Annotated in this window: 4 protein-coding genes; 3 read left to right on the forward strand and 1 reads right to left on the reverse strand. The window is 53.4% G+C overall.

What is annotated here, in order from left to right; translation table 11 throughout:
- Positions 1 to 60: 60 nt before the first annotated feature.
- Entirely contained in the window at positions 61 to 756 is a 696-nt protein-coding gene (locus AC07N2_RS13650) for a response regulator transcription factor (RefSeq protein ID WP_494778725.1), read from the reverse strand.
- Between the two features lie 195 nt (positions 757 to 951).
- Here AC07N2_RS13650 and AC07N2_RS13655 point away from each other — a divergent pair, with 195 nt between their 5' ends.
- The 3 genes from AC07N2_RS13655 to AC07N2_RS13665 all read left to right on the forward strand — a co-directional run bounded on the left by AC07N2_RS13655 (position 952) and on the right by AC07N2_RS13665 (position 13,357).
- Positions 952 to 7,794, forward strand: coding sequence for a GLUG motif-containing protein (locus AC07N2_RS13655; RefSeq protein ID WP_494778726.1), 6,843 nt, complete (start codon positions 952 to 954; stop codon positions 7,792 to 7,794).
- Positions 7,795 to 7,858: 64 nt separating this feature from the next.
- Positions 7,859 to 9,550 (forward strand): ShlB/FhaC/HecB family hemolysin secretion/activation protein, encoded by a 1,692-nt coding sequence (locus AC07N2_RS13660; protein WP_494778727.1) that lies wholly within the window; start codon positions 7,859 to 7,861, stop codon positions 9,548 to 9,550.
- 75 nt (positions 9,551 to 9,625) lie between these two features.
- Positions 9,626 to 13,357 carry an autotransporter domain-containing protein gene (locus AC07N2_RS13665; protein ID WP_494778728.1) on the forward strand — a complete coding sequence of 1,244 codons (3,732 nt, stop codon included), beginning with the start codon at positions 9,626 to 9,628 and terminating at the stop codon, positions 13,355 to 13,357.
- The last annotated feature ends 10 nt before the right edge of the window (positions 13,358 to 13,367 follow it).

The raw sequence follows: 13,367 nt of genomic DNA on the forward strand, positions 1-13,367 counted from the left end.
CAGGCTGTCCGACAGCTAATAGCAGAAGCAATGATGTGCGCGACATGATGGGAGATTCTGTTAGTTGGACAGCAGGCCCTGTGTCCTGGCCTCATAGAGTGCTTCAGCCTTGGATGTGACCTTGAGCTTGCTGTAAATGCGCCGCACGAAGGTACGGACGGTGAAGTGAGATAGCTGCATCAGCTTGGCTATCTCCTGCGCGGTAAAGCCTTTGCTGATGAAATCCAGGACTTCTTTTTCGCGAGCGGACAGCAAGGTGGAAAGATCCTCGGCCTGTGGTGGGACGCCTGCGCTACTCGCACTATTGGGGCGAAAGCGCGCCAGAATCTGACGCGCAATGATAGGACTGATCGGGCTGCCGCCATTTGCGATGCTACGAATCTCGTCGATCATTTTGGCTTGTGAACTATCTTTTAGCAGATAGCCTGCGGCACCGGATTCAATCGAACGCATCACGTGTGTCTCATCGCCGAAATTGGTGCTGACCATGATGCTGCAACTCGGCCACTGCACAACAGCTGCCTGAATCACATCTATCCCCGAGCCATCCGGCAAACCTAAATCGACCAGCAATACATCTGCAGGCGGACCTTGCAACAAAGCCAATCCTTCTGCTCGGGTACCTGCCATACCAACCAGTTGCATATCAGGTGCGGACAGCACAACTTTGCATAGCGCTTCACGAAAGCTGGGGTCGTCCTCGACGATGACGACGTGGATGGGGAGTGGGTCCGGAGTAGTGGTAGGGGAATTCATGGGTCAGCCATTGTACGCCCGACTGTAAACGTTCCGTGTAGCACATTTGTTCTACATACAAGAACGGTCGCTCTACATATAGTCATGGCACTTAAAAATACCATAAAAGCGCACGTGGCTTGGCTAGGAAGGGCGGCGTACCGCTTTGGATTTTGTTGCCGAAGCATGCGTCGGCTGTTGACAGGGAAAAGCAAAATGAACCATATCTACCGACTAGTCTGGAGCCAGTTAGCCAATGCCTGGATTGCCGTTGCAGAAAATGCAAAAGCGCACGGCAAGGCAATCGGTGCACGCAAGTTAAGTGTCACTGCGCTGGTATTGTCAGGTGGAGCATTGTTCACGCCATTTGCCTATGCTGCCAGCGCTGCCGATGCAACGGTGACTCTCGGTAACGGCAACGTCAATACGGTGGGCAATACCACCACCATCAATCAGCATACGCAGAATATTGCGATCGACTGGGTCGGTTTATCGACGGCAGCGAATGAGGCATTGATTTTCAATCAACCGAACTCTTCTGCGATTGCACTAAACCGCATCACCGGTTCCAGTCCCAGTACTTTGCTAGGCAGTTTGACGGCAAATGGCCAAGTCTTCATCCTGAATCCGAATGGCGTCTTGTTCGGTGCCGGTGCGCAAGTGAATGTTGGCGGCCTCGTTGCATCGACGCTGGGCATGAGCAATGCCGATCTGGCTGCAGGGCGCATGGTTTTTGCGCTGGATGGTAATGCCAATGGCAGCGTGGTGAATAAAGGAACGATCAATGCCGTGGATGGTGGTTATGTCGCGCTGATCGCCGGTACGGTGCGCAATGAGGGCAATATCAACGCACGTTTGGGAACAGCCTTGCTGGCGGCCGGTAATAAAGTCACGCTCAATATCAACAACGGCAGTTTGCTTGGTTACAGCATAGATCAGGGTGCATTGAATGCACTGGCCGAGAACAAGCAACTGATACAGGCGAATGGTGGACAAGTCTTGATGTCGGCCATGGCGCTGAACAATCTGACGACTGCCGTTGTGAATAACACCGGCATCATCGAAGCGAAGACGGTAGAGAATCGTAACGGCCGCATCATGCTGATGGGCGATATGGAAGTCGGCACTGTTAACGTCGGCGGCACGCTGGATGCCTCTGCAGCAACCGGTGGTGACGGCGGCTTTGTCGAAACATCGGCGGCTCACGTCAAAGTTGCGGCAGGCACCAAGGTCACGACCAAGGCCGCCAATGGCAAGACCGGCAAATGGCTGATCGATCCCAACGACTTCACGATTGCGGCTAGCGGTGGCGATATGACGGGCGCCGATGTGTCTGCTACGTTGAATAACACCGACTTCGAAATTCAAACTGCGGCGATGGGTACGGCGGGCGGCAACGGCGACATCAACGTCAACGATGCCGTGACGTGGAATGCGGCAACGACACTGACGCTCAACGCCGAACGCAACATCAATATCAATCAAAGCATTACCGCACAGGATGCCAACGGCAAGCTGGCGCTGGCTTATGGGCAAGGCGCGGCCAATGCTGGAAATACGGCCACTTACAACGTCAAGGCGGCAGTCAATCTGAAGGCCGGCGATAACTTCAGCACCAGACTTGGCAACGACGGCGCAACGATAGAGTACAAGGTCATTACCGATTTGGGCGACCCGAGTAGCTTTACAGGTACCGATCTGCAGGGCATCAGAGCCAACCTGTCCGGCAATTACGTACTCGGCAGCGATATCGATGCGACGGCTACCGCGGGCTGGCTCAGCGGCTCGGGCTTTACGCCGTTAGGCGATAACTTCACTAGTTTTTCCGGCCGCTTCGATGGTCTGGGACATGTAGTCAAGAATCTGACGATCAATCGTTCGGGGACTGATTATGTCGGCTTGTTCGGCAGGGCGACGTCGAATAGTGTGATTCGTAATGTCGGCCTGATCGGCGGCAGCGTGACCGGACGGGATTACGTGGGCGCACTGGTTGGTCTTCTCGATGGTAACTCCAGTGTTACCAACGTCTTTGCCGATACCGATGTAACCGGTGCAGGTGCGACCGGTGGGCTGATCGGCTGGATCATCAGTGGCAGCCTCAGCAATGCCTACGCAAGCGGTGACGTGAAGGGTGGAAATCAGCAGACAGGCGGTCTGGTTGGATACAACAACGGTCTTATCACCGACTCCTATGCCAGCGGCAATGTGACTGACGATTTGCTCAATGGCGCCATCGGCGGATTGGTCGGACTAAATAATCAGGGCGGGACTATCGTCAGAGCCTACGCGACGGGTAATGTGACCGGCAGGGGTGCCATCGGCGGATTAGTCGGTCAAAACGGCGCTGGCGGTTCGATCAGCGATGCTTACGCAACCGGCAAGGTCACCGTTACGGGGCCCGCTTTTGCCGGTGGGCTGGTTGGCTATAACGGCGGCACGATTGCCAATGGTTATTGGGATGACGTTGCGACTGGCCAGGCAAATGGGCTTGGAATTGAATTGGGAACGAGCAGTATCACTGCGGTCTCCGGCAATGCTGCCTATAACCATTCCAGCTACGGCGGGCTGGGAACGTGGACGCTGGATATGGTCAACGGTGTGTGGATCGCCAGCGACAGCAGCGGCAACACCTGGGCCATGATGATCGATGGTTGGTCGCGCCCATTCCTTTACAGTGAATATTCAACGACGGTACGGAACGCGCATCAACTGCAGTTGATGACGATGAATCTGAAGGGCACCTACACGCTCGCGAACGATATCGATGCCATTGCTACCAGTGCGAGCAATAGCAGCAATGCAAGCAGCATGTGGAGTACGCAAGGCTTCGTTCCTATCGGCACCAATTATGGTTGGGAATTTACCGGCTCCTTCGATGGGCAGAATCACGTCATCAGCAATCTGAGCATCAATATGCCGACGCTGGATTACGTTGGCTTATTCGGCAAAGCCATAGGCAGCACGATCAGCAATGTCAGTCTGCTTGGCGGCAGTATCGTTGGGCAGAATTATGTTGGTGGCTTGGTCGGTGGTCTGAGTGGCGGCAAAGTTGATAATGCGCATGCGGGTGCCAGCGTGGTCGGTAGCTACGATGTTGGTGGATTGATCGGGATTAACAATGGCGGCGATCTTAACAATGTTTCTGCCTCCGGTGATGTTCTGGGGGCAAGCCACGATGTGGGCGGTCTCGTTGGCGAAAACTGGGGCAACATCAGCAACGCCTATGCAACGGGCAATGTCATGGGCACCGATACCGTTTACCAGCAGCGTGTCGGCGGCCTGGTCGGTTACAACGGTGCTGCAATTGAAAATGCTTATGCAACTGGCAATGTTAACGCCGATTTTGGCGTGGGCAAAGCAGGCGGTTTGGCTGGGGGCAACGACGGTACGCTCACCAATGTCTACGCAGAAGGACAGGCTAACGGTTATTACGCAGGTGGCCTGGTCGGAGAAAACTGGGGCGAGATCAGCAATGCTTCTGCCAAAGGTAACGTTGCAGGCGCTTACGCCGGCGGCCTGATCGGCGACAACAACGCCAACGTTACAGATTCGCATGCAAGTGGCAACGTAACCGGATTGCAGGATGTGTATGGCGGTTACGTCGGCGGCCTGATCGGTTTGAATGGCGGCGATATCACAAGATCGTACGCAACTGGCGAAGTGCATGGACAGGCTTCGCAATATGCCGGTGGTTTGATCGGTGATAACTCAGGTCTCATCACCGATTCATACGCCCAAGGTAAGGTCACCGGTGGCGATGATATTTATGACTATGCAGGCGGTTTGGTAGGCCGTAACAATTGGCGTATCACCGGTTCGTATGCGACCGGCATTGTGACCGGTTACTACGCTGGCGGTTTGGTCGGAAGCAGTTCCAATCGCATTACCGATTCCTATGCGACCGGTGCCGTGACTGGCTATTACGCCGGCGGCTTGGTGGGCTACAGCACCAATAGAATTACCGGCTCTTATGCGACTGGTGCAGTGACAGGCACTACGACTGGTAATCAGGACGGTTACACCGGTGGACTGGTTGGTCAAAGTGATGGAAATATCATTAACTCCTACGCCACCGGCGCGGTGGTTGGTCAGCGTGAAGGTTTTGCTGGTGGCCTGGTGGGACAGAGTTCTTCAGCCATTACTGGTTCCCATGCCGAAGGCGCCGTCACGGGATACTACACAGGTGGATTGGTCGGCAAAAGCTTTTCATCGATCAATACTTCCCATGCAAGCGGTGATGTCACCGGCTACATCGTTGGCGGATTGGTCGGCGAAGCCGGAGGGAGCATCTCTGCTTCGTATGCCACGGGCAAGGTAAGTGGCAACGTCGCCAATATTAATAATGGATTGCAAGACGGTTATGCGGGTGGTTTGGTCGGCAATAACTACGACTCTATCAACGATGCCTATGCAACGGGTGACGTGACCGCTCCACTGGATGGTACTGCCGGCGGTTTGATTGGTTACAACTATGTTGCAAGCGTTAGCAATGCCAATGCGAGTGGCAACGTTACCGGCCGTGTTGCAGGCGGCTTGATCGGAGAGAACGTCTTTGGTGACCTTAGTTCCGTCTATGCGAAGGGCGTCGTTACCGGTGATACCAACGCTGGCGGTCTTGTAGGAACAAACAGCGGCAATATCCGCGATGCCTATGCAATAGGTAATGTGACTGGTTACGATGCGGGTGGTTTGATTGGCTACAACACGCAGGGTACGATCGAGCGTGTTTACGCAACCGGGGCCGTCACAGGGCAACAAGGTGGTAATGCCGGCGGATTGATCGGCGATCACAATAGTTTGGGCACGGTCAGCAATGCCTATGCCACAGGAAATGTAATCGGTGGGCAAAACGGTAATGCCGGTGGCCTGATCGGCAGTATCAGCGATTACGGTACCGTTACCGATGCCTATGCTACCGGCGACGTTACGGCACAGCAAAACGGTTACGCCGGTGGGATCGTTGGTTACAACGATGCAGGTACGATCAGTAATGTATACGCCACTGGCAAAGTGCGTGGGATTACTGGAATTATTGGCGGGGTGGCTGGTTATAACGGTTGGAGTATTTACAACGCACTGTGGAACACACAAATATCCGGTAACGGGATAGCAGTTGGTAGCTTCGGTGGCGGAAGTAGCGGGGCCAACGGCATCACCGGCATTAACAATGCTCAAGCTGGCCTGCAAGCGACCTTTGCAAATACAGGTTGGGATATAGACGCAAGTGGTGGCACCAGCACGATCTGGCGCATCTATGAAGGACAGAGCGGACCATTGCTGCGCTCCTTCCTCACGGCTGTCACCGTCACCGCTGATGCCAGTGGCAAGACCTACGACGGTACAAACCAAACGGCAAGCGGCTATACCAGCAATGTGAATGGCGCAGTACTGGATGGCAATCTTGTCTATACCAGTACTTCCAAAAACGTCGGCACTTACAGCACGGCGAACAGCACACTGACACAGTCAGGACTGTATTCCGGCCAGCAAGGTTACGACATCAGTTATGCCGACGCCAGCTTGGCAATCAGCAAAGCAGACTTGACTGTCACCGCACAGCAAACAAGCAAAACCTATGATGGCACGACGAACGCAGGCAATGCCGTCGTTGGTGCATTGGCAGGGGCTGCAGCTGGCGAATCGATTCTAGCGGGAGGTAGCCAATCCTTTCTCGACAAGAATGCTGGCGACAACAAAACCGTTCAAGTCGCAACCGTCACGATCAAGGATTCCGGTGGCACGAACGTCAGCGCCAACTACAACATCACCTATGTCGATGATGTCGCCAGCACGATCAGCAAAGCCGACCTGACAGTTACCGCACAGCAGACGAGCAAAACCTATGACGGCACCTTGAGTGCATCAGGCAATGGCATCGCCGGCACACTGGCTGGTCTGGGCGATACAGTCGCCTCGACTGGCAATCAGACTTTCCTCGACAAGAACGCTGGCGGCAATAAAACAGTACGTGCCAACGGCGTAACGATAGAAGATGCCGGTGGCGCTGACATGACTGGCAACTACAACATCAGCTATGTCGATAACACCAGCAGCACGATCAACAAAGCTGACCTGATCGTCACCGCGCAACAGGTAATCAAGACCTACGACGGTACGCTGAATGCAATCGGTAGCGGCATAGCCGATACGTTGGCCGGAGTCGGTGACTCGGTGAATGCTAGCGGCAGTCAGGTTTTCCTCGACAAGAATGCCGGCAGTAATAAAACGGTGCGTGCGAGTGGCGTAACGATAGAAGATGCCGGCGGTGCTGACATGACTGGCAACTACAACATCAGCTATGTCGATAACACCAGCAGCACGATCAACAAAGCCGATCTGAACGTCACGGCTAATGGCATCGACAAGATTTATAACGGCCTGACCAACGCTTCGGTCACGTACAACGATGACCGTATTGCCGGTGATGCATTGAACTTCACCGGTAGCGCGAGTTTCAACGACAAGAACGTTGGTAATAACAAGGCTGTCGATGTTAGCAACATCATGTTGAGTGGCACCGATGCGGGCAACTACAACCTGATCTCCAATACGGCGAACACCACGGCAAATATCACGCCGGCATCGCTGACTGTTACGGCCAATTCCACCAGCAAGTTCTATGACGGTATTGCTTATGGCGGTGGTAACGGCAGCACGATTGCCGGCTTCGTCAACGGTGAAACGATAGCCGACCTGTTTGGCTCCCTTGCTTATGGCGGCACAGCACAGGGTGCAACCGGTATCGGCAATTACACGATCACGGCAAATGGATTGAATAGCAGCAATTACACGCTGACTTTCGTTAATGGTGCACTCGTCATCAATCCTGTCAGTCAGAGTAGCTCAGCGCTAGGTGGCTCCACACTGGAATCCGCTTATAACGCGGCGATGAATGCTGCCAGTAGCGGTTTCGACAAGTCAGACAAGAGCAAAGAGATGCAGCTTGCGCTGATGGCTGCGCAGGAAAAAGGTAAGCAAGCCGTTGATGCATCGCAAATTACGCCACGTCTGAACCTTAGTGGCTGCGGCATGCAAATGCCGAGCGGCGCTGGCTGTTAGCCGGCGCAGATTGCCAAGGAATTTTTCTTGTTCATTTATTTCATTTTTCAGTTAGTCCCACCTTATGACGCTCTCTGCTCGTTGCAATAAATCACCGCTCTTGTGCGCACTGACATTAACGCTGCTGCATAGCGTCACCAGTTCTGCGCAAACGCCACCGAATGCCGGGCAGATCCTTCGCGAATTGCAGCAACAGCCAGAACTGACTGCTCCCAAAACAGGTCCCTCGGTAGAGGTGGAAGAACGTGCATTGAGTACAGCAGTCGGGGATGAAACAAACTTTGACGTAAAGACAATTCTGATCAGTGGCAACACAGCGATTCCGACTGCAACGCTGCAGTCGCTGGTGGCTGATCTGGAAGGTCGCTCACGGACCTTGAAAGACCTGAACGCTGCCACAGCGCGTATCACGACGTACTACCGCGAACAGGGTTATCCCGTTGCACGTGCTTATTTACCCGCGCAGGAAATCAAGGACGGCACCGTCACGATAGCCATCGTTGAAGGTCGCATCTCTGCGCATCAACTGAAAAATCAGTCACGGCTTTCGAATGAACGCGCAAGCGCTTATCTGGATCAAGTGCGCGATGGCGAAACGATACGTTCTGATCGTATCGATAGAGGTTTGCTGCTATTGAACGACACGCCTGGCGTCAGCAATGCACGCGCAACATTGCAGCCTGGTGCCAGTGTCGGCACATCGGATCTGGTGGTGCAGTTGGAGCAGGGTGCGGCATACAACGGTAGTGTTGATTTCGATAACTATGGCAATCGCTACGTCGGTGAATATCGTCTGAGCGGCACACTCAACGTCAACAGCCCGCTCAAGCTTGGCGACGTATTAACCGCCAATGTACTGACCAGTGGCGATGGATTGAACTACGGCCGTGTGGCTTATCAGTTGCCGGTTGGCAGCGACGGCTTGCGCATGGGCGTGGCGTATTTTGAAACGCGTTATGAGTTAGGTAAAGAATTCAAATCGTTGAATGCACACGGTACCGCCAGCAGCGCGAGTGTATTCGCAGCCTATCCATTCATTCGTAGCCAACTCGCGAATCTGAACGGTACCTTGAGTTGGGAACAGAAGAAGCTGAGCGATAGCGTGGATGCGACGCTGACGACAACCGACAAAAGTGCAAAGTTGATGACGGCAGGACTCTACGGCACGCGACAAGATGCCTTCGCCGGTGGCGGCATCAACAGCATGAGTCTGTCAGCAGTATTCGGTGAACTGGATATCAAGTCACCATCAGCATTGATCATCGATAAGGCATCGGCAAAAACCAATGGCAGTTATGCGCGCGTGTCTTACAACCTTGCACGACTGCAGCGACTGAACGATAGCAATACCTTGTATGTCACGGTGTACGGCCAGGAAGCCAGCAAGAATCTCGATTCATCCGAAAAATTTGCATTGGGTGGCGCTACCGGCGTACGTGCTTATCCGCAAGGCGAGGGCATAGGCGATGAAGGCGTGCTGGCTACTGTAGAGCTGCGTCATAACTTCAATACAGCCTTGCAAGGCACATTGTTCTACGACACCGGCTCGGTAAAAATAAATCACACACCTTTTGGACCGGCAGCACCGAACACGCGCGCATTGGCTGGCGCTGGCATCGGTTTGAATGCGCTGTTTTCAAATGTCCAGATCAAGGCGTCTCTCGCCTGGCGCACGAGTAATGAAGATCCGATTTCCATACCGCAGTCGGCTGTGCATACGCCGACATTGTGGGTACAGGCCAGCATCGGATTTTAAGAAAAATATAAAAACTATTTGACGTCGGCATTGAGAGAGACGACGCGTACCACTCACAAAATCAGGGATAAGAAAATGAAAATGAATCAACCGCAACGGACAGTAATCAGCCTGGCAATTGCTACAGCACTGACGGCAATGGCGCCGACTGTGACGCTGGGACAGACTGTTATTTCGACCAATACAACGGAAACGCAGCGCTGGAATGATGGCGACTTTACGGTCAATAGCGGCATTTCACTTTTTTCCGATGCAGGTGATGGTGCTGTATATGGCGATGGTGGCGGCGTACTGGGAATACTGACCAATAACGGGACGATCAATGGTGCTGATGGCGGTATTGTGAATGGCGCTGACATAGACCAATTGCATAACAACGGCAATATTCTAGGCGGTACTTATTATGGTGTTGCCAATCTTGGTAGTGCCACGATCAATGTATTCAGCAATAGCGGCGCTATCAGTGGCACTGCGGGTGGCATATTTAACGGTGGTGCTATCGGGAGCTTCCACAATGAAGTGGGGGGCACGATCAGCGTGTTGGAAAACGCAAGCAATGGCACGATCACGGATTTCATCAACGACGGCACGATCAGCAAGCTGGAGAACAGCGGTGCGATCCATAGTTCCGCACCTTATGGACTTGCACTGATTAATGGCGGCACGATTACCGTACTGGATAACAAAGCCAGCGGCACGATAGATAGTGTCTTTAATGGCGGCACGATCAATACCTTGAACAATCAAGGCACTATCAGCGGCTTGATAGGCATGATGAATGGAGGTTCATTTGGTTCCGGTACAAGCATGGTCAGTGGCAGCGGGCACATTGGCACTTTGATCAACAGCGGCACGATTGCCGGCGACGGTGGTACTGGTATTGGCAACTATGACGGCACCATCAGTACTCTGACCAACAGCGGCACCATCAGCAGTCAGTTCAGTGCTGCCATCTACAACAATACTGGTGCCGAAATCACAACGCTGAACAATACGACAGGCGGCGTCATTGGTAGTACATGGTCGGATGGCATCTTTAATGCTGGTCTGATTGGAGTCGTGAGCAATGGTGGTGATATCCACGGCGCTACAGGCATCAGCAATGGCGGCACGGTAGGAACCGGTACCACGGCGACCACATACACAGGAACGATAGGGACCTTAACTAATAGCGGCACGATCAGAGGTACGAGTAGTACTGGTAACGTGGCAGGGATCAATAACGCCATCAACAGCAGTATCGGCACGCTCAACAACAGCGGCACGATCAGCAGTGATATCGCTGCCATTGTCAATACCGGCACCATCACTACACTCAACAACAGCAGCAGTGGCACCTTGGAAGGTGCGGTAGGGATAGCGAATATAGGCACGATCACGACACTGACAAACGACGGCAGAATTTCTGCATCAGGTACGCCGCCTGTGATGTTCAGTGCGGGTATCTTCAATGGTGGCTTGATCACCACCCTGACCAATAATCAAAGCGGCGTCATTGCAGATGGGCAAGTCGGCATTGCCAATTTGATGGGTGGAGCCATTACCACCTTGATCAATAAAGGCATTGTCCGAGGCAGCGATATCGGCATTTACAATCTTGATGCCGATATCGAGACCTTGACCAACAATGGCACGATAGAAGGAGGAATGGCTGGTGTTTTCAATATGGGCACTCAAGCCATCCACACACTCAATAACAATGGCCTGATTCACGGCGTTGCAAACGGCATCTTGAATACGTCCGACGGGACGATAGACGTATTGAACAATAGCGGTACCATCATCGGCGACAATCAAGCTGGTATCAGCAATAGTAGTTTGATCTCTGCACTGAATAATAAAACCGGCGGCGTCATACAAAATGGCATCTCCAATAATTCTAGCGGTTCCATCACCAGCCTGGACAACAAAGGTACGATCGCCGGCTCCAGCACCAGTACAACTGCCTATGCTTTATATAACGAAGGAAGCATAGGGACGCTGAACAACAGTGGCTTGATTACATCGCCGGTCGATGCAATTTATCTCGATACCACCAGCACACTGGGCATCATCACCAATAGCGGCACCATTGCCGGCACCATCAGTAACTTCTCTGCGCAAGACCTTTATATCAATGGTGGCAGTGGTGCTGTCTTCGGCTTGCTGACCGGCTCCAGCGGTGGGAAAGGTGTGGCAGATATCGGTCTGATTAACAATCAGAATGGGAATGTCGTATTCGGATCCGGCAATCAACTGCTCAACGACAACATCGATGCGGGCGGCAATGTCGTCGCCAATATAGGCGGTGTGCTGCAGGTCAATAATCAAATTCACATCACCGGCGATTATCGTCAGGATGCTGCTGCAACACTGAACATAGGTGTGGCAAGTGGAGCCGTGACTAACGGCAATAGCAGTGACCTTGGTTATGGCCGTCTGATTGTCTCCGGCAATGCCATCATCGATGCCGGCTCCAGCGTCATGCTGAAAAAAGTTGCCAGCTATGGCTTCGCCAACGGTCAACGTTATTTAGTCGTGCAGGCAGATAGCGCTGGTACCAACTACAACGAAAGCACCTTGCGCTATGGCGCGACCGGCTTCAATGGCACAGTGAGCGGCAGCAGCGTAGTGGACGGCAGCAATCTGGATCTGGTGTTGACACTGGATGGCGGGACTGTCAATCAAGCGACTAACAGCAATGCGCAATCGACGCTCAATGGTCTCTTTAACTACACCGGCACTGATGCCGGTTTGATGAATCTGTTCAATGCCGTTGCTGCTGTCGGCTCAAGTGATGAAGGCAATCGTGCTGGTTCGCAACTGAGTCCAACTTCCGGAAAATCTGGCGTCGCTGGTGCATCTACGGCAGTCTCGCAACAAGTCAACAGCATCGCATTCAATCGTTTGGACAGTGGCTCGTCCGCACCGCAACAAGGTGGTAGCGGTTTATCCGGTGGCGATGGCATGAGCAATAACGCTTTCTGGGGGCAAGCCTTCGGTGGTCGTGCATCAGCGGATGCGCGTGATGGCGTTTCCGGCTACCACGCCAGTTACAGCGGTTTGCTGCTGGGTGCAGATACGGAGCTGAATAATCAATGGCGCGCCGGTGGTTTGTTCAACTATGCCAGCACATCAGTATCCAGCGATGGTGATAACGCGGGTAGTTACGCGCGCGTCAATTCGTATGGCGTGACCGCGTATGCCGGTTACACGGGTGAGCCGTGGTACGTCAATATGTCGGTCGGCGCGATGCGTAGCGATGTCAATTCACACCGTGTAGTGAACTTTGGCGGTTTCAATGGTATTGCCAACGGCAGCTATAACGGCATGCAATATATCGCCGCAGCACAAGCCGGTTATCCGCTCAACTTTGATCATGTATTGCCTGGCCTGGTGCTGACACCATTGGCTGGCTTGACCTATAGCACACTGAAGCAAAACGGCTATACCGAAACCGGTGGCAACGGTGCCGCTTTGCAGGTTGGCAGCTCCGATACGCATTCAGTGAAAAGCGATCTGGGCGTCAAGCTGGAACGTAATTACAAAACCTCGTATGGCTTGTTGAAGCCGACAGCGCAAGTGTTGTGGCGTCATGAATACAGCGACACGCGCATGCAATCAGTTGCCAACTTCGCCGCAGACACATCCGGTGCGACGACCTTCGTGACTGCAGGAGCCAAGCCGGTCGCCAATACCGGCGTGCTGTCTCTGGGCCTGACATTGCTGCGTAATGAAAACCTGACGCTGTCGACTAACTACACGCTGGAATCTGGTGGTGGCTATACCTCTCAGACCGGTAGTTTGATGGCGCGTTGGCGCTTCTAAGACGCGAGTT

The sequence above is a fragment of the Herminiimonas sp. GW821-FHT09C12 genome (assembly GCF_059416385.1).